The sequence below is a fragment of the Paraconexibacter algicola genome (assembly GCF_003044185.1).
Taxonomy (GTDB): domain Bacteria; phylum Actinomycetota; class Thermoleophilia; order Solirubrobacterales; family Solirubrobacteraceae; genus Paraconexibacter; species Paraconexibacter algicola.
Genome location: NZ_PYYB01000003.1, coordinates 233,381 through 256,632, shown reverse-complemented (window position 1 = coordinate 256,632; position 23,252 = coordinate 233,381). Strand labels below are relative to the sequence as shown.

The following is a 23,252-nucleotide window of genomic DNA, read 5'->3' as shown; positions in this document are numbered from 1 at the left end:
ATCGGCATTGAGCGTCGCATCGGTCCCGCCTAGCCTTTCCGCATGGCCCTCGTGAACGCCCCTGCCGCCGTCGCGCGCGTCCTCTTCGACGAGTCCCACGGGGAGGCGTGGACGATCTCGCGCGAGCGGGCCGCCGCGCTGCAGCCCGCCCATCCGCAGGACTCGAGCTACGCCGACGCCGCCGACGCGCTGCGCGGCCGCGAGCTGACCGTCGCCGCCCATCGGCACGGCGCGCTCGACGCACACGCGCTCGCCGACGCCGACGTGCTCGTCATCGCGCACCCCTCGGAGGCGACGTGGGAGAAGACCGACGGCGCGTACCCGGTGTTCGCCGACGCCGAGATCGACGCCATCGAGGCGTGGGTCCGCGCCGGCGGCGGCCTCGTCGTGCTCGGCGAGACCGAGCAGGCGAAGTACGGCACCAACGTCGACCGGCTGCTCGCCCGCTTCGGCCTGGGCGTCGCCACCGCCACCGTCTACGACTACACGCACGCGCACGCGGGCAACCCCGCCTGGGTGCTCGCCCAGCGCGCCGCAGCCCGCAGCACCGTCGGCGGCGCCGACCTGCTCGCCCGCGTCGAGCGCGCCGCGTTCTACCGCGCCGGGGCCCTCGAGCTGCGCAACGGCGCCACCCCGCTGCTGCAGACCTCCGCGCAGGCCGACCCCGCGGGCGCGACGCTGCTCGCCGCCACGACCGCGGGCGCCGGCCGCGTCGTCCTCTTCGCCGACTCCGACCTGTTCGGCGACGACTGCCTCGGCGACCTCGACCACCGCGCGCTCTGGCTCGACACGATCACGTGGGCGGCGCAGTCCGCCTTCGCCGCCGCCGGCGGGACGCCCGCCGCGTCCCCGGTCCTCGCCGACCCGCACTGGGCCACGCTCAAGGCCGAGGTCGACGCGCTGCGGCTGCTGCAGGAGCCCGACGGCTCGGTCGACACCGCCACGCACGACGCCGCCGACCTCGCCGCGCGCGTCGGCCGCATCGCCGACGCGGTCGCCGCGCTCGCCCCGCACTTCCCGCACCAGGCCGCCTACGTCGAGGCGACCGTCGCCGACCTGCACCGCTGGGTGGCCGACGGCTTCCCGCGCCCCGACTTCACCGGCGCGCTCGAGCACTTCCGTCCCGACCTGCACCGCGAGGACGGCATCGAGCACCTCGTCGTGTTCCCGATGTACACGCAGAACGGGTCGCGCGACACCCGCTTCGAGGCGCTCGTCGTGCGCGTGCCGTGGCCGGCGTGGCTGGCCGAGCTCGAGCGCACCCGCTACGACAACCCGAAGTTCGTGCCGGTGACGTTCGTGGACCGCACGGCGGGCTACGACAGCGAGTGCGCGGTCCTCTTCCCGGAGACGTTCTCGACCGGGGAGCGCAAGCCGACCGTCAACCACTTCGGCGGCATCTTCTGCGACCGTGAGGCCGAGCGCTTCCGGCGCGTCTGCGGCGCCGCCGTCGAGGTCCTCGGCGTGAACCTGCCCGCCGACGCCGCGGCGCTGCTGGCCTCGCCGCGCATCAGCCAGGAGGCGTTCGTGCTGTGGGACCTCGTCCACGACCGGGCGCACAGCCGCGGCGACCTGCCGTTCGACCCATTCATGATCCGCCAGCGGATGCCGTACTGGATGTACTCGCTGGAGGAGTTGCGCTGCGACCTGACCGCGTTCAGCGAGGCGGTCGGGCTCGAGGCGGAGGGCTTCGCGTTCGCCCGCCACGTGCAGACCGCGATCCTCTTCGACCGCCTGTTCCGCTTCCCGGTGACGGGCTCGCGGGTGCGCAACTACGACGGGCTCGGCGGCCAGCTGCTGTTCGCGTTCCTGCACGAGCGCGGCACGATCCGCTGGACCGACAACCGCCTGACGATCGACTGGAACGACGTGGCGGACGGCGTCGTCGCGCTTCGTGCAAAGGTGGAGGCGCTGTACCGGTCCGGCATCGATCTCCCGAAGGTGCGTTACTGGATGACCGCCCACGACCTCGTCAGCTCCTACGTCGCGCCCGCCGTCACGTCGGTGTGGACCGGCGGCGCCCGCGCCCTGCACGAGGAGCCCGATCCGAAGCGGTGGATCGACGCCGTGCAGGACGACGAGTTCCCGCTGAGCGTCTTCTACACGCAGCTGCAGCCGAAGCTCGAGCCGGCCCTGGTGGCCGCGTGAGCGCGCTCGACGGCCGCGTCGTCGCGATCGCCGGCGCGACCGGGGGCCTGGGCCCGGCGGTCGCCCGGGCGCTCGCCGCGCACGGCGCGACGCTCGCGCTGACCGACGTCGACGCCGCGAAGCTCGACGCGCTCGCGGCCGAGCTCGCGCTCCCGGCCGAGCGCGTGGACGTCCGCACGGTCGACCTGCTCGACCCCGACGCGACAGCCGCCTGGGCCGCCGCGCTCGTGGAGCGCTTCGGGACGGTCGCGGGGCTCGCGCACCTCGTCGGCGGCTGGCGGGGCGGCGAGCCGCTGCCGACCGCCCCGCTGGAGGACTGGACGCTGCTGCACGACCTGCTCGTGCGGACCGTGCAGCACACGAGCCGCGCCTTCGCGGGACCGCTGCTGGACAGCGGGCACGGCCGCTTCGTGCTCGTCAGCAGCAAGCAGGCGCAGGCGCCGACGTTCACGAACGCCGCCTACGGCGCGGCGAAGGCGGCGGCGGAGGCGTGGACGCTCGCGCTCGCCGACGGCTTCGCCCAGCAGGAGGCGGACGATCCCCGCCGCGCGACGGCGAACATCGTCGTGGTCGACGCGATCGCGACCGCCGCGATGGTCGAGGGCAAGGCCGACAGCGCCTACCGGACGTTCGCCGACGCGGACGACATCGCCGCCGCGATCGCCTACGTCCTGGGGGACGGGGCGAGCGCGATGAACGGCCAGCGCCTGCAGCTGCACGGCGGGACGCGCCGGTGACGGCGTTCGCCTCGGACAACTACGCGGGGGCGCTCCCGGAGGTCCTCGCCGCGGTCGCGCAGGCCGACGCGCTCGGTCACGTGCCCGCCTACGGGGCGGACCCGGTGACCCAGGACGCGGTCGCGCTCGTCCGCGAGCACCTGGGGGAGGAGGCGCAGGTCTTCTTCGTCTGGGGTGGGACGGCCGCGAACGTCCTGTGCCTGGAGAGCCTGGCGCCGGCGCACCACCAGGCGATCGTGTGCGCGGAGAGCGCCCACATCTACGTCGACGAGGGCGGCGCCCCGGAGCGGCTGCTCGCCCGCAAGCTCCTGCCGGTCGCGACGCCGGACGGCAAGCTGACCCCCGAGCTCGTGGCGCCGCGGCTCGTGCGCTTCGGCGACGAGCACGCGGTGCAGCCGAAGGTCCTGTCGATCACGCAGTCGACCGAGCTGGGCACCCGCTACGCCCGCGCGGAGATTCGCGCGCTCGCCGACCTCGCGCACGAGCACGGGATGCTGCTGCACCTCGACGGCGCGCGGATCATGAACGCGGCGGCGGCCGACGGCTGCTCGCTGCGCGAGGCCACCCGGGATCTGGGCGTCGACGCGCTGGCGCTGGGGATCACGAAGAACGGCGGCCTGGGAGCGGAGGCGGTCGTGCTGTTCGACGAGGCGCACGCCGACGGGATCGCCTGGCGGCGCAAGGCCGCGATGCAGCTGGCCTCCAAGCAGCGGTACCTCTCCGCGCAGGTGCACGCGCTCCTGACCGACGACCGGTGGCGCCTGCACGCCGCGCACGCCAACGCGATGGCCGCCCGTCTGGCGGCGGGCGTGACGGGGCTCCCGGGGGTCCGGGTGACGCAGGAGGTCCAGGCCAACGCGGTGTTCGCGATCGTGCCCGAGCGGGTGCGCGAGGCGCTGTGGGCGGACGGCTTCCTGTTCTACGTGTGGGACGAGCTGACCGGCGAGGTCCGGTGGATGTGCTCGTGGGACACGACCGCGGACGACGTCGACGGGTTCGTCGCCGCGATCGCCCGGCACGCCGCCGGCTGAGCGCTACCTGGATCTTTGTCCAAGATTGGCGCGTTCGCGTTGGCGTCGATCGACAGTCCATTTTCCGGGTCGTCTTTCTGCGACGAGATGTCGCGGTGCGGAACCTGAAAACAACGCGTTACCGCGGTTGCAGTTCGCCGCGGCTCATGTGTACGTTGCCGTTCGTCCGGAGGTAGGGGTACTTCGCGGGACACCGCCCACGGCAGGGCGCACGGTGACGTTCCACGACGTGGGGAGCAGTTCATGGGTCCGAGGTTCCATGCAGGTCGCGCGACGCGTGTCGCGCGGGTCACGGGTGCGACGGCGATCGCGTCGCTCGCCATCGCCGCACCCGCGCACGCCCTGCTCGGCGGACTGCTGGGCAACACGACCAGCGCGGTGACGAGCACCGTCAACGGCACCACCTCGACGCTCGTGCCCTCCGTCGGTGGCCTCCTCACCGGTCAGCAGGGCGTCCTGCCGACCGCCTCGCAGCTGCTCTGCCCGACCGCCACCGGCCTCTCCCAGATCCTCAACACGCCCGGGCTCGGGGAGAACGGCGTCGGGACGATCGGGCAGGGCCTCGCGACCCTGACCTGCAGCGCCGGCCTGCTCGAGTACAAGTTCGAGACGACCTGGAAGCGCGCTAACGGCACGACGGTCTCGCGCAGCCACACCGCGGTCGTCGGGGTCCCGACGGCGCTGAACGTCGACGACGACGTGCTCGCCGACCTCACCGGCACGATCACGATCACGGGGAACAACCAGGTCGGCGTCGAGCTCGTCCGCGCGTTCGGCGAGACCTCGACCCTCCCGGTCTCCGTGCAGGCGGTGCTGCGCGACCAGACGCGCCGGACCCTCGGGCGCTCGCAGATCGCCTTCGGCTACGACGCGCTGGACGATCGCGCGCCCGGTCGCTTCACGCTCGGGACCCCGATCGACACGATCGCCCGGCCGAACGGCACCTACACCTTCAACCTCAGCCAGACGGCCCGCGGCGAGAAGATCGCCCTGGTCGCCGGGATCTACGACGGCACGACCGCCAACCCGGTCAACCCGACCCGGGTCCGGCTCGCCTACGGCGCCTCGCCCGACACCGCGGCGATCACCGCCCGCGCCGGCGACGAGGTCCAGGCGACCCTGACGCAGAACCGCGTCGGCCCGGCCACCCTGTCCGCCAGCGTCGTCGACGGCCAGTCGGTCGACGAGATCTCCGCGCAGATCAACAACCTGCCCTCCTCGCTCGGCCTGACCGCGCGGACCTCGGGCAACGTGCAGGCGACCTACACGGCGTCCGCGCGCGTCGCGGCGATCCGCGCCTCGCTCGTCTCCAAGGTCGCGGGCACGACCGCGCAGAAGACGATCCTCAACCTCGACGACGTCCCGACCGGCTTCACCGCCGCGGTCAACGACGACGGGGGCTCCGTCCAGACCACGGGCGGCGCCATCGGCCTCACCGAGGTCGGCTTCGCCAACGGCGAGCCCAAGTTCCTCGCCGGCGAGCCCGCGTACCTGAACCTCGACGACGACGGCACGGTCTCCTCGACCGCGCTGCGCATCCCGGGCATCCAGCGCGCGACGTTCTCGCTCGGCGGCGGCGCGCCGCGCGTCTCCGCCAAGATCGCCGCGACGCCGCTGCTCGCCCGCATCAAGGATCCGGGCCGGACCATCACCGCCCGCGTCCTGAACCTGCCGAGCGAGTTCGACCTCTCCGTCGACCCGCAGGACTTCAAGGTCGACTTCGACGGCAAGGGCACCGGCATCGGCCGGATCGTCCTGAACGCCGACAGCACCCAGCCGCTCGTCGGCCGGGCCACGAAGATCCGCGGCACGATCGAGGGCATCCCCGCCCGCACGATCGCCTCGCTCGTCCAGGACGGCGACAAGACGGGCTTCAAGGTCGAGGGCGGCGGCGCGCTCGGCAAGGTCGAGCTCGTGGCCTCCAACGGCTCCGAGGCGCTGCCGGTCGGCACCAGCGACGGCGTCGTCTACCGTGACGTCCCCGGCGGCGAGTTCCGCATCGCGGCCCGCGTCCGCGAGCTGCGCGAGGTCGGCATCGACACCGGTGACGGCACCACGCTGAACGCCGTCACCAAGGGCGGCCCGTTCTCCCTCGACGTCCGCACCGCGGACCTCGAGGCCGGCGGCCAGGTCCTCGACCTGCCGGCCCGCGCGACCTTCGGGATCGACGACGACGCCGCGGCCCTGCGCTTCACCGGTGCCGACGCCGACGGCGACCCGCAGGGCATCGACCGCATCGCGGTCACCGCCCGCGCGGTCGGCGGCACGCTGTTCGGCCGCGCCGACCGGATCGACGCCGACGTCCGTGGCCTGCCGGCGGAGGTCGAGCTCGGCCTGCAGCCGAACGGCGACGACTTCACCGTGCAGTCCAGCGCCCCGATCGGCTCGATCGAGCTCGTCGCGGCCAACCGCCTGATCGACCGCGCGGCGGACCTGCCGGCGGGCGACGTCCAGGGCGTCCGCTACACCGACCGCACCGGCGGCGACTTCGTCGTCGGCGCACGGATCCGCGAGCTGCGCCGCATCGCCGCCGACCTCGGCGACGAGCTGCGCATCAGCACCGAGACCGCGGGCGGCGTCTTCCGGGCGGACATCGACACCGACGACCTCACCGGCTCCGCGCAGATCACCGAGCTGCCGGCGAAGTCCACCATCACCGCGAACCTCGACGACCTGCGCATCGGCTTCCGCGGCCGGACCGCGGGCGACGAGCCGCAGGGCATCGACGCGCTCGACCTGAACCTCCGCACCAGCGGGGCGCTCGTCGGCCGGGCCAACCAGCTCAAGGGCCACATCGAGGACATCGCCCCCGACCTGACCCTCGACCTCGACCAGGCCGACGACGGCATCAAGGTCACCGCGAGCGAGCCGATCGGCCTGATCGAGCTGGCCGCGGCCGACCGTCCCGTCGACCTCGTCGGCGACCTGCCGGCCGACGGCGCCAACGGCGTGCGCTACGTCGACCGTCCCGCGGGCTTCGTCGCCGGCGCCCGCATCCGCGGCCTGCGCTCCATCGACGTCGGCCTGCAGCCGTCGGTCAGCCTCACGGCGAAGACCGCCGGTGGCCCGTTCGACGTCGAGGTCGACACCGCCGACCTGACGGCGCGCGGCGCGATCCGCGACCTGCCCGCCGACGTGCAGGTCGGCTTCGACCAGGACGCCGGCAAGCTGACGTTCGCCGGAAAGAACGCCGACGGCGACCCGCAGGGCATCGAGAGCGTCGCGCTGAACGTGCGCAGCGCCCAGCCGCTCATCGGCCGCGCCACGCGCATCGACCTCGGGGTCAAGAAGCTCGCCCCGAACGTGACGATCGACCTCGCCGACGGCGGCACCGGCGCGAGCGTCGTCGCCTCCGACCCGATCGAGGAGCTGACCCTCGGCGCCACCGACGCAGCGGACGCCGTCGACGTGGACGCCACGCTCGGCACCCCGCAGGGCGCGGTGCTCCGCGACACGCCGGCGGGCTACGTGCTCGCCGCGCGCCTCCTGGACCTCCGCGAGGTCACGGTCAACCTGTCCGGCGACGACGTCGGCCTGACCTCGAAGCTGCGCAGCACGCCCTTCCGGGTGCTCGTCGCCTCGCCGGGCCTCGACGTCGACGCGCAGATCGAGAACCTGCCCGCGCACACCGACCTGACCGCCGACCTCGGCGCCGGGCGGCTGACGCTCGACGGGCACGGCGACGGCGTGGACCGCGTCGCGCTCACCGCGACCTCCGCCACGCCGCTGTTCGGCCGCGCCTCGCGGCTGCAGGCCACGATCCTCGACCTCCCGTCGAAGATCGCCGTCGAGCTCGACGACTCCGGCACGGGCGCGAGCGTCGTCGCCGGGGACGACGGGGACGCCGCGATCGGCAGCCTCGAGCTGCTCGCCAGCGACGGGGCCACCGCGCTCCCGGCGCCGCTGGACGACACCACCCGGCAGGGGGCGATCTACCGCGACCGCGCCGGTGAGCCGTTCGTGCTCGCCGCCCGCATCCGCGAGCTGCGCAAGCTCACGGCCGCGTTCTCCGGCGAGGTCGGGCTCGAGGCCCGCACCGCCGGCGGTCCGTTCGCGATCGACATCGACACCGCCGACGTCGCCGCGCAGGCCGACATCCTCGACCTGCCGGCCAACGCGAAGCTCGGCCTCGGGCTCGACGACGGCGAGATCACCTTCGACGGCACGAACGCCGAGGGCGATGACCAGGGCATCGAGCTGCTGACGCTGAACGCGCGTCTGGCGCAGCCGATCCTCGGCGAGGGCAACCGCATCAAGGCCCGCATCGAGAAGCTCCCCGCGCACGTGACGCTCGGGTTCGCGCAGGACGCCGGGGGCGCCTCGCTCACCGCCGACCAGCCGATCCAGCTGATCGAGATCCAGGCCTGGGAGGACGGCAAGCCCGAGCCGGCGCTGCCCGCCGACCAGGGCGCGATCCTCAAGGACCGTGACGGGCAGGACTTCGAGCTCGCCGCCCGCGTGCGGCAGCTGAAGAAGCTGAACCTGGACACCAGCGACGCGGTGCAGCTGCGCACCGAGACCGCCGGTGGCCTCTTCACGGCGGACATCGACACCGAGTCGCTGCAGGCGAACGCGGTCATCGACCAGCTGCCCGAGGTCCTCGACCTCGCGCTGAACCTGGAGGATGGCCAGGTCACCTACAACGGCTCTGCCCCGGTGAACCGGATCAGCGTGGCGATCGGCAGCGAGGAGCCGGTGTTCCTCGGCGGGACCGACTTCGCGGTCGACTTCCGCCAGGTGCCGACCCAGTTCGCGCTGACGATCGGGCAGGACCTCGACGAGTCGATCACGCTCGAGAGCTCGCAGCCGATCGGCCAGATCGACGTCACGGCGTCGAGCCCCGACCGCGACGCGCCGGTGATCCCGGACGGCGAGGCGGGCGCGCTGCTGGACTCCACCGACGGCCAGCTCGGCCTCGCGCTGCGCGTCTTCGACCTGCAGAAGCTCGAGGTCAACACCGACCCGATCACGCTCGAGGCGACGATGCGGCCGGACACCCCGTTCCGGGTGGACGCGAAGCTCGACGCCCCCGCCCCGGAGGACGGCTCGCCCGTCGACCCGGACGCGGCGCCGCTGCGCGTGCAGGCGGAGATCCTGAACCTGCCGCAGACGTTCCGCGTCGCGCTCGGGGACGTCAACCCCGCGGGCTCGGCGACCACGGGCGGGTCGAAGCTGACCTACCAGGCCACGAGCGTCGTCGGCAGCATCCGCATCAAGGCCGACGGCATCCAGCTGCTGGAGGGCGCCGAGGGCGTCGAGGCGGCGATCACGAGCGTGCCGCAGTCCTTCACGCTGACGCTGCCCGAGCAGCCGGAGACCGGCCCCAAGCCGCCGCTGGCGCAGCTCGCGGTCGGCGGCGGGCAGGCGATCGGGGAGCTGCGGCTCGCCGCGGGCTCCCGGCAGCTGCCGGCGACCGGCCAGCCGAACGACCTGTTCTCCTACGACGGGGATCCCGCGAACTTCGGGGTCGGCGTGCGGCTCAGCGCGCTGCAGGGCCTGTCGATGAACCTCGACCCGGTGAACATCGCGCTCGACCAGGTCGAGGCGCAGACCAAGCCGATCGAGCTCAACGCGGCCCTGCCGCAGGACGGCGCCGACGCGACCGTCACTGGCCTGCTGAACAAGCCGTCCAACCGCACCGAGGTCGGCGTGATCCTGCCGGTCAACGACGGTGACCCGACGCGGCTGGTGCTGCGCAACGGGCAGGCCGGCCAGGGCAAGAAGATGGGGGCCCTGACGCTGAACGTCGCGAACCTCGGGACGATCCCGTCGGCGAACTTTTCGCTGACGAACATCCCCGAGAAGCTCAACGCGTGCCTGGCCACCGACGGGGCGTGCCGTCCTGCCGACCGGCTCCCGGCGCCGCTGGGCGACTACGTGCGCAGCAACGCGAACTTCATCGGCTACCGCGAGCGGCCCGACATGACGCTGTCGGGCACCGCGGGCGGGCAGAACCGTCCGTTCGCCTCGCAGGTGTCGCTGGACTTCGACGACCAGGGCACCTCGGGCAACAGCGCGGCGATCAGCTCGATGATCACGATGAACGCGACGATCGACCTCGGGGACGGCGGCCAGCCGGTGCAGGTCCAGAACGTCCGGTTCCACCGGCTCGCCCTGGACTTCGGCCAGTCGACCCCGTTCGGGTACCTGACCACGACGGTCCCGCGGCTCTACCTGTTCGTGGACTCGCAGGCCAAGCCGTTCGTGCTCGGGAACATCCGCTTCCCGCCCGACATCACGCAGTTCCGTCTCGGCAGCGACGGCAACCCGGCGATCGCCGACCGGCGCCTGGTCTGGCTGCCGGGCCGCCGCGGCGGCGGGTCGCTGCTCGATCCGCGGGCGACCGGGTCGCTGGACTGCAAGGGGACGAAGTCGCTGGAGTCCGGCGGGATCGATCTCCTGAACTTCCCGATCGCGGGCCAGCTCGTGCCGGTCTGCAGCGCGGGATAGACGCTCCGCGAGCCGCGCAGGTTCCCGGCAGCACCGACGGCCCGGCCCCGCTCCCCCGCGGGCCGGGCCATCGGCCGTTCCTCTCCGGCGTTCGCGCCGCGGCTCAGGCGGCGGCGGCGGGCTCGTGCGCGACGAACACGCGCGTGGGCGAGTGGTGCAGGACCTCCTGGCTGACGCTGCCCATCAGCGCGCCGACGCGGCTGCGGCCGCGGGCGCCCATGACGATCGCGTCGTAGTCGGTCTCCTGCGCCTCCTGCACGATCTGGGCGGCGGCCTTGCCGTGCCGGACGCGCAGCGTGACGGGCAGGTCCTGCGGGATCTCCCGACCGGCGTCCTGGAGGGTCTCGCGGCCCATCCGGTCGGCGTCGTCCTGCAGGTCACCCGTGGGCAGCGCGGCGGCGTTGCCCCAGCGGGTCGTCTCGGTCAGCACGTCCGGGACGACGGTCAGCAGGGTCAGGCGGGCGTGGTCGCGCTGGGCGGCGCTGACGGCGGCGGCGAGCGCGAGCGCGGAGCCGGGGGAGCCGTCGACGGCGACGAGGAGGTTCTTGAAGCGCAGCTCCTGCATGGGGTGCTCCGTTCTCTAGGCGGGGGTGGGGGTGGGGTCGGACGCCGCGGTCCGGGCGGCGCGCTCGCGGGCGATGTCGATGCCGCTGCGCGAGCCGAGCGGCACCTCCTTGAGCGTCAGCAGCGCGAGGAGCACCACGACGCCGAGCGGGGCGGCGAGGAGGAAGACCTCCGCGATGCCGGTGCCGTAGGCGTGCTCGACGACGCGCCGGGCGGGCTCGGGCAGCGCGGAGATGTCGGGGACCGCGCCGTCGCCGCCGGACGCGCCCGCGCCGATGCTCGTGGCGACGTGGGTGGCGAGCACCGCGCCGAGGGCGCTGACGCCGATGGCGCCGCCGAGGCTGCGGAACATCGCGACGACCGAGCTGCCGGCCCCGATGTCCTCGTGGGCGACCGCGTTCTGCACGACGAGCACGAGGTTCTGCATGAGCATCCCGATGCCCGCGCCGAGCACGAACATGAAGGCGCTGAGCTCGACGAGGCTCGTGGTCTCGTCCATCGTGCCCATCGCGGCGAGCCCGGCGGTGAGGAGCGCCGCGCCGGTGATCATCCACTGCTTGTAGCGGCCGGTGGCGCTGATGCGCCGGCCGATGATGGTGGAGGCGAGGAACAGGCCGACGACCATCGGGATCGTCAGCAGGCCGGACTCGGTCGGCGACATGCCGCGTGCGAGCTGCATGTACTGGGAGAGGAACACGGTGGTGCCGAACATCGCGGTGCCGACGCAGATGCTGCACAGCGTGGCGATGACGACCGCGCGGTCCTTGAACAGCGTCAGCGGGATCAGCGGCTGGCGGGCGCGGCGCTCGGTGACGTAGGCGGCGACGAGCAGCGCGGCGCTGAGCGTGAGCAGCCCGGCGGTCCAGGTGCTCAGCCAGGCGAAGTCGTGCCCGGCGAGCGAGACCCAGATCAGCAGCGAGGAGACGCCGCCCGCGATGAGCAGCGCGCCGGCCCAGTCGAGGTGGACCTCGCCGCGACGGCGCGGCAGGTCGAGCGTGCGCTGGAGCAGCACGAGCGCGATGGCGGCGAACGGGACGCCGACGTAGAAGGTGGAGCGCCAGCCGACCGCGTCGGTGAGGACGCCGCCGAGCAGCGGGCCGACGACGGTGCCGACGCCGAAGACGGCGCCGAGGTAGCCGGCGTAGCGGCCGCGCTCGCGGGGGGAGACGAGGTCGCTGAGGATCACCTGGACGAGCGCGGTGAGCCCGCCGACGCCGAGGCCCTGCAGGACGCGGCAGCCGATCAGCCACTCCATCGACTGCGAGAGGCCGCCGAGGATCGAGCCCAGCACGTAGATGGTCAGGCCGGTCTGGACGAGCAGCTTGCGGTCGTAGAGGTCGGCGAGCTTGCCCCAGATCGGGGTGCTGACGGTGAGCGCCAGCAGGGTGGAGGTGACCACCCAGGTGTAGGAGGACTGGCTGCCGCCGAGGTCGCTGACGATGCGCGGCAGCGAGGTCGTGACGACGGTGCTCGACAGGATCGCGACGAACATGCCGAGCATCAGGCCGCTGAGCGCGGTCAGGACGGCGCGGTGGCTCATCGTGGGGGTGGCGTCCGGGCTCATCGGGTGAAGTCCTCCCTGAGGCGTTCCAGACCGGCGGTCAGGGCCTCGATCTCCGGCTCGGTCCAGTCGTCCAGCACGCCCTCGAACTCGCGCACCATGCGCTGGTGGCAGTCGCGCAGCACGGTGGTGCCGGCGTCGGTGGTGGCGATGAGCTGGGCGCGCCCGTCGGCCTCGTCGGCCTGGCGCTCGAGGTAGCCGACCTTGACGAGGGCGGTGACCTGGCGGCTGGCGACGGAGACGTCGACCCCGAGGCGCTGGGCGATGTCGCCGATGCGCAGGGGGCCGTGGGTGTGGACGACGGCGAGCGTGGTGAAGCCGTTGGAGCCGAGCTCCTGCGAGGCCTGGCGGGCGAGCTCGCGCTGCACCATGCCGATGCCGTAGATGCGGCGCAGCAGCAGCTCGATCGTGTCGTGCCTCGTGGCTTTTGTTTGCATGATGCAAGCAACTATACCCGCGTTCGTGAGATGCATGTGAGATGCGTGACGCATGTCACGTGCGCGTGGAGAGACCGGGGACATGCGTCGCCTCCTCCTCGCCCCGCTCCTCTCGCTGCTGGCCCTCGGCCTGCTCGCCGGTCCGGCCTCGGCCGCCAAGGTCCGCGCGCTGAAGCCGTGGGCGGCGAGCAACACCTACCTCGTCAAGGCCGACGCCGACGGGCGCGTCGCCCCGAAGCTCGAGCCGCGCGCCAAGGTCGACTGGGTCCGCAAGGGCCAGTGGGTGAAGATCGCCTGCCAGACCTCGGGGCAGGCCGCCTACGGCTCGACCCTCTGGGTGAAGATCGGCCGCTACTACGTCCCCGACCAGCTGCTGAAGACCTACAGCGACGGCCGCCTCGCCGGCGCGCCCGAGTGCGGCCCCGGCCCGAACCTGAACTCGCCGCAGCTCGGGCAGGCGCCGGAGCTCGACGACAATCCCGGCGGCTACGGCTCCTACTCGCAGACCTACGACCTCGGGACGCGCTTCAAGTCGTGGACGTACAGCGAGATGGTCGGCGTCCTCAAGAACGACTTCTCCCGCTACTTCCCCTTCAAGGGCTGCGGCAAGCGGATCTACGGCGGCAAGCGCTGCGAGCTGGAGGCGCCCGGCCCCAACGGTCCCGTGCGCGTCACGAAGATCGCCAGGAACGGCTTCCAGCTGATCTCCCTCGCCGGGCACCCCGAGGGCGCCGGGCGGTCGATCACCTTCCGCTTCCGCCAGTACTGCTCGGTCACCAGCGACTACCTCTACTGCGACTACAAGTACCTGCTCGTCGACGCGTGGGGCCCGGTCAGCAAGGCCTCGATCCTCGGGCCGATCAACGCGAACACCGTCGCCAAGCACTACTGGACGAACTTCTCCGAGAACATCCGCAACCGCTACCCCAAGTGCCCGAAGGGCAAGGCCTGGATCGCGAGCAAGCAGTACTGCGGGATCATCGTCTGATCCCGCAGCACGCCGCCGTCAGGAGACCGACTCGCAGTTGCGGTGGCGGTCCGCGCGGTCGACCGCGACCTTGTCGAAGCCGGGGCCGCAGTCGATCACGTCGGCGCCGCCGCCCTTGGCGGTGATGTCGTCGTTGCCCTCGCCACCCTGGACGTCGTCGTTGCCCAGACCCCCGTTGAGCCGGTCGTCGCCGGGGCCGCCGAGCAGCCGGTCGGCGCCCGCGCCGCCCTCGAGCTCGTCGGTGCCCTCGCCGCCGTCGAGGAGGTCGTCCCCGGCGTCGCCGAACAGCAGGTCGTTGCCCAGGCCGCCGAAGACCTGGTCGTTGCCGTCGTCGCCGCGGGCGTCGTCGTCGCCCTGCAGGCCGTTGACGACGTCGTCGCCGTCCTGCCCGTTCATCGAGTCGCCGACGACCGTGCCGTTGAGCGTGTCCGGCCCGGCCGTGCCCTGGATCGACGGGTTCTCGGCCTGAACCGCGATCGCCTCGAGGATCGCGGCGCCCTCCGCGCCGCCGGTCGCCAGGCCCGCGTGCGGGGCGCCGTTCAGGCCGTCGAAGCGCGGGTCGCCGCTGGACGGGTCGCCGATGACGATCGTCTCGCAGGTGCCGGTGGCGGCGGCGCCGCGGGCCTCGTTCTCGTCGTCGACGAACACGGTGTCGTTGCCGTCGCCGCAGTCGTAGGTGTCGGGGCCGCTGTCGTTGCCGCCGCCGTAGAGGAGGTCGTCGCCGGGGCCGCCGCTGAGGCGGTCCGCGGAGCCGCCGGTGAGGAGGATGTCGTTGCCGGGGCCGCCGTCGACCACGGCGTCGGGGGCGGGGGAGCCGTTGCTCGTCACCTTGCCGTCGGGCGCGCCGCCGGTGCGGATCACGTCGTCGCCGTCGCCGCCGCGGACGATCGTGTCGCGGCCGCGGTTGGTGTGGATGTAGTCGTCCCCGGCGCCGCCGTCGACGAGCTTCTCGTTGCCGTAGCGGGCCTCGACGATGAAGTCCGCGCCGTCGCCGCCCAGGAGGGTGTCGTCGCCGTCGTCCCCGTCGATGCGGTCGTTCCCGGCGCCGCCGTCGACGGTGTCGTTGCCGGTCCCGCCCTTCAGGAGGTCGTCGCCGTCACCCCCGGCGACCGTGTCGTCGCCCGAGTCGCCGCGGGCCGTGTCGTTGCCGGGCCCCGCGTCGAGGCGGTCATTGGCGAAGCCTCCGGCGAGCTCGTCGGTGCCGTCGCCGCCGCTGAGCTGGTCGGCGCCACCGCCGCCGTCGACGCCGTCGTCCCCGGCCCCACCGGAGGCGGTGTCGTCCCCGGTCCCGGCGTCGAGCGTGTCGTTGCCAAGGCCGCCGTCGAGCGTGTCGCCGTTGGTGCCGCCCAGGAGGACGTCGCTGCCGGCACCGCCATCGAGGTCGTCGTCGCCACCGCCGCCGTCCATCTGGTCGTCGCCGGCACCGCCGAGCAGCGTGTCGAGGCCGGCCTGGCCCAGCAGCCGGTCGCGGCCGGCGCCGCCGTCGAGCCGGTCGGCGTTGGGCCCGCCGTCCAGCAGGTCGGCGCCGCCGAGGCCGGCGATGCGGTCCTTGCCACCGCGCCCGAAGATCCGGTCGGCCGAGCCGGTGCCGGTCAGCCGGTCGCCCTTGCTCGTGCCGTTGATCGTCCGCGCGAAGGCGGTGGCGGCGAGGGCGCTGACGGCGAGCAGGAGCGCGACGGAGAGGGCGCTGAGGCGGAGTCTGGACACGAGCGCATCGTAGCCGCGCCACGGGCGGGCCCAGAGCGGTTCTCGGGCCGGGTGTCCCGGTTCGGACCCCCGGCCCGGGGACGTCAGATCGACAGCGACGCGGTGCAGACCTCGCCCGAGGGGCTGACCGCGCGGGCGGAGATGCGGTCGGTGCCGGCCGGGTTGGCGATCCTGCGCTCGACGGAGAAGGAGCCGCTGGGCGCGCGGGTGGTGGCGGTGCGGCGCACGACGGTGTCGTCGTTGCGGGTGATCGTCACGGTCCAGGCGGAGCCGACGCGGTTCTCGTCGACCTCGAACTCGACCTCGAGGCGGCCGTCGTCGGGCTTGGCCTTCAGCTTCGCGGTGGAGTCGCCGTCGCAGCTGCCGGTGACGCGCACGCGCGCCTTGCGGGTCTTGCCCTTGCTCGTGGTGGCGCCGCTGGTGCGGTCGTCGCGCAGGCCGCCCTTGTCGTCGCCGCGGTCGTGGGCGGGGCCGTCGTCGGCGCCGTGCTTGGCGAGCGCGGCCGCCGGGGTGAGGGCGGTGGCGAGGATCGTGAGCGCGGCGGCGGTGCGGGTGGTGCGAGACATGGTCCCTCCTGGGGGTCGCTTCGGGATGGGTGGATCGTGGAGCGGCCGCGGTCCGCATCGCAATGGGACCAAGGTCTGATGGCGGCCTGCGACCCGCCCCGCGAGAATCCGGGCCGTGCTCGCGCAGACCCCACCCCCGCGCCTGGGGGCCGCCGTGGCGCGGTTCGTGCTCGCGAGCCTCGTCGCCGTGGCCGTCATCGTCGTCGGCGGGTTCGTGCTGCTGCGCGACGCCGCCGAGCAGGAGGCCGAGCGCGACACGCGCGAGCGCGTCGTGGCGATCGCGTCGCTGGTGGAGACCGCGGGCCTCCAGGACGGGCTGCTGCGCGGCGACCCGGCCGCGCTGCGGCGGCTGGACGACCTCGTGCTGGGCAAGGTGCTGGCCGGGTCGATCGTGCGCGTGAAGGTCTGGACGCGCGACGGGCGGATCCTCTACTCCGACGAGCCGGCGCTGATCGGCCGCCGCTACACGCTCGGGGAGGACGAGCGCGAGCTGTTCGAGACCGGTGGGGCGGAGGCCGAGCTCAGCGACCTCGGCAAGCCCGAGAACCGGCTCGAGCGGCCGGAGGGCAAGCTGCTGGAGGCGCACACGACGATCCGCACCCCGAACGGCACGCAGGTGCTGTTCGAGATCTACCAGCGGTTCGGGTCGGTCAGCGCGAGCGCCGAGCGGCTGCTCGGCACGATGGCCCCGCCGCTGATCGGCGGCGTCGTGGTCCTGCTGCTGCTGCAGGTGCCGCTGGCGTGGCGGATGGCCCGGCGCCTGCAGCGCGGCCACCAGGAGCGCGAGGTGCTGCTCGCCAGCGCCGTCGAGTCCTCGTCGCGCGAGCGCGGCCGGATCGCCGCCGACCTCCACGACGGGGTCGTGCAGGACCTCGCGGGCGTCGCGTTCGGGCTCGCGCCGCTGGCCGCGTCGGCCCGGGCACGCGGTGCGGACGAGGAGGCCGGCGTGCTCGACGGCGCGACCGCGACCCTGCGCCAGGGCGTGCGCGACCTGCGCACGCTGCTGGTCGAGATCCATCCGCCGAACCTCTCGTCCGCGGGCCTGGAGGTGGCGCTCAGCGACCTGCTGTCCCCGTTGGCCCGGGCGGGCGTGCAGACCGGCCTGGACCTGCACGGCGGGGTGCCGGTGGCGCGGCAGGAGCTCGTCTACCGGGTGGCGCGCGAGGCGGTCCGCAACGCGGCCGCGCACGCCGACCCGGCGACGGTGACGATCGCCGTGCGCGCGGGGGAGGGCCGGGTGCGGCTCGTCGTGCGCGACGACGGGCGCGGCTTCGCCGCCGGGGAGCGCGAGCGGCGCGCGCAGGAGGGCCACGTGGGCCTGTCGCTGCTGGAGGGCCTCGTCGGCCGGGCGGGCGGCCGGCTGGCCGTCACGTCGGTGCCGGGCGAGGGGACGACGGTCGAGCTGGAGGTGCCGCAGGGATGATCCGCGTCGTGCTGGCCGACGATCACGGCGTGATCCGCGACGGGCTCGGACGGCTGATCGCCGCCCTGGAGGACGTGGAGCTGGCCGGGGTCGCCGCCGACGGACAGGAGGCCGTGACGGTGTGCGCGCAGGTGGCGCCCGACGTCGTGCTCATGGACCTCGACATGCCGGTGCTCGACGGGATCGAGGCGACCCGTCGCATCCGCGCCGCCGGTCCCGACGCGCCCGCCGTCGTGGTGCTGACCGCGTTCTCCGACCGTCCCCGGATCATGAGCGCCCTGGAGGCCGGGGCGTGCGGCTACCTGCTCAAGGACGTGGAGGCCGAGGAGGTCGCCGCCGGCATCCGGGCGGCGGCGCGCGGCGAGTCGCCGCTGGACCCGCGGGCGGCGCGCACGATCCTCGACGCGCGCAGCGCCCCCGACCCGCTGGCGGAGCTGTCCCCGCGTGAGCGCGAGGTGCTCGGCCTGCTCGTCGAGGGCCTGCCGAACAAGCTCATCGCCCGCCGGCTGGAGATCAGCGAGAAGACCGTCAAGTCGCACCTGACGCGGATCTTCCGCGTGCTCGGCGTCACCGACCGCACGCAGGCCGCGCTGTGGGCCGAGCGGCACGGGCTGGCCGGATGAGCGCGGTCCGACCAAGGTCCCATTGCCCACGGGGGGCGGGGCGTGACAGCGTGCAGCACGTGCCGCGCCGCCCGTCGCTCTTGCTCGTCGTTGTCGTCGTCGTTCTCGGTCTCGGTCTCGTCGGGCCGGGGGCGGGTGTCGCGACGGCCAAGGACGGTGACGGCGACCGCGCCGAGACGCGCGTCAGCGGCCGCTGCTCCGGTGCGGGCACCGCGCAGCTGCGCCTGCGCGCACGGGACGGCGCGATCCGCCTGGACTTCGACGCGCGGCGCGTGAGCACCCGCGCCCGCTGGCGCGTCGTCGTCGTGCAGGAACGCCGCGTCGTCGCCCGCCTCACCGTCCGCCCGTCCTCCAGCGGCCTCAGCGTCCGCCGCACCCTCCGCGACCTGCCCGGCAGCGACGCCATCAGCGTCCGCGCGACCGGCCCCGGCGGCGCCAGCTGCACCGCCGCCGCCACCCTCGCCGGCACCACCGACTGACCGGGACGCGCCCCTCGGCCCCGGGCCGGTACCCTGTGCCACGCACCACGGGGAGTGGCGCAGTCTGGTAGCGCACCCGGCTGGGGGCCGGGCGGTCGCAGGTTCAAATCCTGTCTCCCCGACTTACCGAAAGCCCTGCAAATCGCAGGGTTTTCGCGTTTCTGGAGCGGTTCCGCAGACCCCACGGGGTCCAATACGGGGTTCATTTGCCGGGGTAGTCGGACGTCCTTCGCGCGACGTAGAGGGCATGGAAGAACAACTGCCCCTGACGCCCAATCCGCGTCGTCTCATGCCTCCTGCTGGTTCTGAGGAGCTTCTGGAGGCTCCGCGCATCGCTGAGTGGTTCGGAGTGACGACGGCGTGGATCTACGCCGAGACGCGCGCCGGCCGCATCCCGCACATCACCTTCGGGCGTTCCTACCGCTACCGCCGCTCCACGCTGGAGCGCTGGCTCGACGAGAAGGAGGGGACGTGAGCAGACGCTCCTACGGCACCGGCTCGCTCAGCGAGAAGCACGGCGCCTGGTACGCGCGCTGGCGGACCCTCGACGGCCGGCGCGTCAACCGACGCGTCGGGCCCGTTCGCTCCGTGGGCGCCACGGATGGCTTGACGCGGCGGGAGGCCGAGTCGCTGCTGCGGCGCATGATCATCGAGGAGGAGACGAGACCGACGCCAACGGTGGCCGGACGGCACACGGTCGACGACGCCGCCTTGGCGTTGATCGAGCACAAGCGCGTCAACGGCGTCAGCAAGAGCTACCTCGGCACGCTGTCCGCTGCGCACCGCCACCACTTCGGGCCGGAGATGGGCCGGATGGTGCTGCGGCGCGTCCATCGCCGGGACGTCGAGGCGATGAGCGCGCAGCTGCTCGAGCACGGGCTGGCACCGAAGACGGTCGCGAACACCCTGAAGGTGCTGCACGGCGTCTTCGAGCACGCGATCGACCTCGAGTGGACCACGGACAACCCGGTGCGGCGTGCCGCGCGGCCGAAGCACGTTCGCGACACGAACCCGGACCTGAAGTTCCTGACCGTCGAGGAGCTGAAGGCGGTCATTCGCATGATCCCCGACGACGTCGTGGTGCGCGCGCCCAAACCGTTCCGCGCTGGACGTGCGGGCCCGTCGCCCCCGCCGCCGGCCGACGTCCTCGGGCCGGTGCTGCGTGTGATCGTCCTGACCGCGGCGATGACAGGTCTACGGCAGGGCGAGCTGCTGGCGCTGCGCTGGCGGGATATCGATTGGCCGATCCAGCGCGTCCGCGTGCGGCAGACGTGGCGGCGCACGGAGTTCTCTGGACACGGCAAGTCCGACCTCTCCACGCGGCGATCCGTGCCACTGACCGACGAGGTCGTCGCGGCGCTTGACGCGTGGTCCAAGCGCTCGGAGTTCACCGGCGACGACGACCTGGTCTTCGCCCACCCGATCCTTGGCCGGCCGCTGGACGGAGCGAAGGTCACCAAGAAGTTCCAGCAGGCATGCCGCGACGCCGGCGTACGCGTCGTCCGGTTCCACGACCTGCGCCACACCTTCGCGACGCGCCTCGCGTCGGCCGGAGTGCCGATGCGGGCGATCCAAACGTTCCTCGGTCACGCCGACGCCAAGACCACAGAGATCTACGCGCACTACGCGCTGAGCGAGCACGAGCTCGCGATGGTCAACGACGCCTTCGCACCGCAGGAGCCGGGAGCGGGGGATGGGCGTCCACGCCTCCCGGGGCTCTAGAAGCGCTTGGGTTGGATCCGGTACTGCAGGCTCTCCATCAACACCGCGAGCGTCGCCTGCGCATCTTCGACCCGCTCGAGCATCTCCAAGACCTCCTGGTCGTCGAGCTCGGCCTGACTCGCCCGTCGGCGCTCGGCCCTCAAGACTTCGCCGGCAACGTGCGCGCCGAGCGCCTCGGCCACCGACCGCTGACCAAGCAGCTGTCGCCACTGTGCCCAGGTCTCGTCATCGCACCGAACCCGAGCCGTCTGCCACACCGGCCCCTCAGGCTTCGATCCAACCCGACGCCTTCCACGCTTTCCCATGCCCTCTATGTCGCGCCACCGAGCGCCGACTACCCCGTGACCTGCATGGCTGCCGATTCACAAACAGCGGGACCGGCACACAGTTGCACTCCTGTGTGCGCGTGTGCAAGCACACAGCCGCGCGGTCCGGCGCAGACACTTGCGACCTCCGTACTTCACTTTGGCCCCCGGATGTAAGAGGAACCCACCCGAGGCCCGAAACGGGCGATGGTCTGGGTCCGAAGATGTAGGGCGCCGCACGGGAACCTAGGCTGTCGCCATCGCGGCAGGCCGGCCACCGATGATCGACCGGCACGAGGCTCCCCAAGTGCAAGGCAGCGCCAGCGCCGGTGCCGCCTGACCCCCCGGTATCTTGCCCGGCTGAGCCCATGGGTCTTCAAGCTACAGAGGCGCTCGCGCTCTTCATGTCCATCGAGGCGTTGCTACTGGCCGCGTCGACCGTCGGCGTAACCATCTGGCGGTCGCGTACGACCGGCGAAGACGCGGGCTACGCCCGCATTTTGGCCGACGGTTGCACGAGGCTGACCGTACTCCTTTCAATCGGCGGCGTGGCGGCGTGGCTCGACCTGTTCGCGCGCAGCGCAACGCAGCCAGGCAATGCGCTGGAAGTGATCCAAGCCGGGGTTCTACTCGTCGTTCTGTTCGGCCTTCCCTGGGTGGCACGACAGATCGCGAAGGGCGCCTCGGATTAGTGCCGCCTTCCCGACCGATTCGTCGAACCGGGCTCGAGGCGTCCATGTGTGACGCCATCGAGCCCGAGGCATTCTTCGTTCGCGACGCGACCGTCCTCGACGTAGTAACGGAGCGCTTGAATCTCGGCCTCACGTACTGGGAAGCGCAGGGACTCGACAGCGACAACGAAACCTGCATCAACGCGATCGTTGTAGCGCTCTCGTCGCTGCTCCAAGTACGGGCCTGGATCCACGACAAGGCACCCGCGGACAAGATCACGTTCTGGCGCGACAACGAGGCGCTGGCCTATCGTGTGATGGCGATGCAGGCGCTTGAGGGATACATTGATCGAGGGGGTTGGCAGCCACATGCCTAATCACGAAAGAAAGCGCGCCTCATCCGCCCGGCATCAGGTTCGTCCTGACGAGTTCGACTCGACCCTTGAGCGCTTTCTGCAGATCATGTCGGGCGACGACGCGAACTCTGCTGAGACGGCGCGGCGCGCAGCAGCCGCCGCATTGAGCGGGCTCTTCGAGCAAGAGATCCAGATTGTCGCTCCGCTGGACCCCACGGTGACGATCGAGACGGCCGAGCGTGAGCGCGAGATCGCGAAGGCGGCACTTGGGGGCCTGAAGGTCGACGAGCTCGCCCGGCTGTCGGCGGATCTGGGCATCCGTAACCGCGGAAGCCGCGCGGAGCTCGTGAACCGGCTGGTTGCGTTCCTCGGGACCAACGAGCAGGAGCTCGCCGAGCTAATTGTTCGGTATGCAGACCCCGATTCTTCCGCGCGGAGGTTGACATCGCGACTGATTCCCGTCGGAGAGAGCCTTGACGCCGCCGAATGGGCCGCGCGACTGGCGGACTACGAACAGACGTACTTCCGCACCGGTATCGCGGAGTGGTTCATCGTCCGCGATGCTGATACTCACGGGCCTGACTTCAGCATCGACGGCTCGCTGCTGAGTTACGAGGTCGAGGCGGAGCCGCTACAGGCAGCGGCTCGCGGTGCATACGGCTTCCGCACGGACCAGCGGCAACAGGACGTGGTTATCTGGGTCCGCAACGGCGAGCCCACCCTCCGCATCCATGCTCGAGGCGAGCACGAGTCCCGCGCCGCTGGCCGCGCTGTCCAATTCGCGGCGCGCGTCGGTCCCGCTGAGAAGCTGTTTCCGGTGTCGCGGCCTGACCTGACTGATGCGCGACTCGCGCCGGCGACGACTTGGCTTCTCCAGGTTGTGCGAGCTGCAGTCCTCCACCCACGAGTGCTGGTCGGCAACGTGGGTGCGGTGACGTTCGAACGCGAGCGGTCGTCCGCGGCGCACGTCGGCGCTGAGACGCCACAGATCGAGTCGTCGCGCTTCAAGGGCCGCCACGTTCTGGACACACCGCAGATCGCGCGCTACCTCACGACTGGTCAGGTCCTGTCTGCCATCGCGTTCTCGTGCATCGTGGTTGACAACGGTCAAGAGTTCGAACTTCCGTGCCGGATCGCAATCGAGAACAAGTCAGTCCTTGTGGCAACTGGTCTGGGGCGCACCTCTCCTGACGTCGCTGCAACGCTGCATCGTGAGCTAGAAGACCTTGTGGCCAACGCGATCGAGGCGCCTGCCCTCAATGTCGCTGAAACTCACGATCTTCTAGGCAAGCTGCTCGATCGTCGCCTCCTAGCCGATGCGCCGGCGATAGCTGATCTGTTCGCCCGCCCGGGGGCGTCTGGGGCGGCGCAGGTCGCGATGGTCACAACCTGACTGACCACTGAGCGCCACGCGGTGAAGACTGATCGCGCCCACGTCGAGGCGCGATCTAGGCGCTGGACTGTCGGTGTCGTGCTCTGGTCCC

The 23,252-nt window shown here is 72.4% G+C and carries 19 protein-coding genes and 1 tRNA gene; 14 read left to right on the top strand and 6 right to left on the bottom strand.

The features are described 5' to 3' along the window. The first annotated feature begins 42 nt into the window (after positions 1-42). The 4 genes from C7Y72_RS18240 (at position 43) to C7Y72_RS23490 (ending at position 10,366) form a co-directional block, all read left to right on the top strand. On the top strand, positions 43-2,148 hold the full coding sequence (locus C7Y72_RS18240) for a DUF6421 family protein (RefSeq protein ID WP_107570625.1): 2,106 nt from the start codon (positions 43-45) through the stop codon (positions 2,146-2,148). Continuing rightward, positions 2,145-2,885 (top strand): SDR family NAD(P)-dependent oxidoreductase, encoded by a 741-nt coding sequence (locus C7Y72_RS18235; RefSeq protein ID WP_199224005.1) that lies wholly within the window; start codon positions 2,145-2,147, stop codon positions 2,883-2,885. The genes C7Y72_RS18240 and C7Y72_RS18235 overlap by 4 nt, the downstream gene beginning before the upstream one ends. Continuing rightward, the gene (locus C7Y72_RS18230) at positions 2,882-3,916 is read left to right on the top strand and encodes a threonine aldolase family protein (RefSeq protein ID WP_107570623.1); all 1,035 of its coding nucleotides are present in this window, start codon (positions 2,882-2,884) and stop codon (positions 3,914-3,916) included. The genes C7Y72_RS18235 and C7Y72_RS18230 overlap by 4 nt, the downstream gene beginning before the upstream one ends. A 243-nt stretch (positions 3,917-4,159) precedes the next feature. After that, positions 4,160-10,366 carry a hypothetical protein gene (locus tag C7Y72_RS23490; RefSeq protein ID WP_158276930.1) on the top strand — a complete coding sequence of 2,069 codons (6,207 nt, stop codon included), beginning with the start codon at positions 4,160-4,162 and terminating at the stop codon, positions 10,364-10,366. Positions 10,367-10,469: 103 nt separating this feature from the next. On the opposite strand, the gene C7Y72_RS18220 is transcribed toward C7Y72_RS23490, so the two are convergent. The 3 genes from C7Y72_RS18220 to C7Y72_RS18210 are packed head-to-tail and all read right to left on the bottom strand — an operon-like array spanning position 10,470 to position 12,928. Then, positions 10,470-10,931, bottom strand: coding sequence for a universal stress protein (locus C7Y72_RS18220; protein WP_107570622.1), 462 nt, complete (start codon positions 10,929-10,931; stop codon positions 10,470-10,472). A gap of 15 nt (positions 10,932-10,946) precedes the next feature. Beyond that, positions 10,947-12,494, bottom strand: coding sequence for an MDR family MFS transporter (locus C7Y72_RS18215; protein WP_199224004.1), 1,548 nt, complete (start codon positions 12,492-12,494; stop codon positions 10,947-10,949). Further along, positions 12,491-12,928: a MarR family winged helix-turn-helix transcriptional regulator gene (locus tag C7Y72_RS18210; protein WP_158276929.1), complete on the bottom strand. Its 438-nt coding sequence runs from the start codon at positions 12,926-12,928 to the stop codon at positions 12,491-12,493. Before C7Y72_RS18210 ends, C7Y72_RS18215 begins: the two co-directional genes overlap by 4 nt. An 82-nt stretch (positions 12,929-13,010) precedes the next feature. Between C7Y72_RS18210 and C7Y72_RS18205 the strand changes: the two genes are divergently transcribed. Further along, positions 13,011-13,916, top strand: a complete 906-nt coding sequence (locus C7Y72_RS18205; RefSeq protein WP_107570620.1) for a hypothetical protein — start codon at positions 13,011-13,013, stop codon at positions 13,914-13,916. An 18-nt stretch (positions 13,917-13,934) separates the two neighbouring features. On the opposite strand, the gene C7Y72_RS18200 is transcribed toward C7Y72_RS18205, so the two are convergent. Together C7Y72_RS18200 and C7Y72_RS23485 are read right to left on the bottom strand one after the other, a co-directional pair. Then, positions 13,935-15,623 carry a calcium-binding protein gene (locus C7Y72_RS18200; RefSeq protein ID WP_158276928.1) on the bottom strand — a complete coding sequence of 563 codons (1,689 nt, stop codon included), beginning with the start codon at positions 15,621-15,623 and terminating at the stop codon, positions 13,935-13,937. A gap of 83 nt (positions 15,624-15,706) precedes the next feature. Further along, positions 15,707-16,189 carry a hypothetical protein gene (locus C7Y72_RS23485; protein WP_158276927.1) on the bottom strand — a complete coding sequence of 161 codons (483 nt, stop codon included), beginning with the start codon at positions 16,187-16,189 and terminating at the stop codon, positions 15,707-15,709. 115 nt (positions 16,190-16,304) lie between these two features. Between C7Y72_RS23485 and C7Y72_RS18195 the strand changes: the two genes are divergently transcribed. The 6 genes from C7Y72_RS18195 (at position 16,305) to C7Y72_RS18170 (ending at position 20,436) form a co-directional block, all read left to right on the top strand. After that, the gene (locus tag C7Y72_RS18195) at positions 16,305-17,612 is read left to right on the top strand and encodes a sensor histidine kinase (protein ID WP_107570618.1); all 1,308 of its coding nucleotides are present in this window, start codon (positions 16,305-16,307) and stop codon (positions 17,610-17,612) included. Continuing rightward, complete coding sequence (locus C7Y72_RS18190) at positions 17,609-18,235, top strand: response regulator (protein ID WP_107570617.1); 627 nt, start codon at positions 17,609-17,611, stop codon at positions 18,233-18,235. Before C7Y72_RS18195 ends, C7Y72_RS18190 begins: the two co-directional genes overlap by 4 nt. A gap of 59 nt (positions 18,236-18,294) precedes the next feature. Next, positions 18,295-18,714, top strand: a complete 420-nt coding sequence (locus C7Y72_RS18185; RefSeq protein WP_107570616.1) for a hypothetical protein — start codon at positions 18,295-18,297, stop codon at positions 18,712-18,714. A gap of 48 nt (positions 18,715-18,762) precedes the next feature. Continuing rightward, positions 18,763-18,836: transfer RNA gene (locus C7Y72_RS18180), tRNA-Pro, on the top strand. A gap of 125 nt (positions 18,837-18,961) precedes the next feature. After that, positions 18,962-19,189 (top strand): helix-turn-helix domain-containing protein, encoded by a 228-nt coding sequence (locus tag C7Y72_RS18175; RefSeq protein ID WP_107570615.1) that lies wholly within the window; start codon positions 18,962-18,964, stop codon positions 19,187-19,189. Positions 19,190-19,356: 167 nt separating this feature from the next. Further along, entirely contained in the window at positions 19,357-20,436 is a 1,080-nt protein-coding gene (locus C7Y72_RS18170) for a tyrosine-type recombinase/integrase (protein ID WP_146175445.1), read from the top strand. On the opposite strand, the gene C7Y72_RS18165 is transcribed toward C7Y72_RS18170, so the two are convergent. Further along, complete coding sequence (locus tag C7Y72_RS18165; RefSeq protein ID WP_146175444.1) at positions 20,433-20,618, bottom strand: hypothetical protein; 186 nt, start codon at positions 20,616-20,618, stop codon at positions 20,433-20,435. The genes C7Y72_RS18170 and C7Y72_RS18165 overlap by 4 nt on opposite strands. Before the next feature lie 527 nt (positions 20,619-21,145). Here C7Y72_RS18165 and C7Y72_RS18160 point away from each other — a divergent pair. The 3 genes from C7Y72_RS18160 to C7Y72_RS18150 are packed head-to-tail and all read left to right on the top strand — an operon-like array spanning position 21,146 to position 23,161. Further along, on the top strand, positions 21,146-21,433 hold the full coding sequence (locus C7Y72_RS18160) for a hypothetical protein (RefSeq protein WP_158276926.1): 288 nt from the start codon (positions 21,146-21,148) through the stop codon (positions 21,431-21,433). 44 nt (positions 21,434-21,477) lie between these two features. Next, a complete protein-coding gene (locus C7Y72_RS18155; RefSeq protein WP_107570611.1) occupies positions 21,478-21,789 on the top strand; it encodes a hypothetical protein in 312 nt (103 codons plus the stop codon). Further along, positions 21,782-23,161, top strand: a complete 1,380-nt coding sequence (locus C7Y72_RS18150) for an SAP domain-containing protein (protein WP_107570610.1) — start codon at positions 21,782-21,784, stop codon at positions 23,159-23,161. Before C7Y72_RS18155 ends, C7Y72_RS18150 begins: the two co-directional genes overlap by 8 nt. The last annotated feature ends 91 nt before the right edge of the window (positions 23,162-23,252 follow it).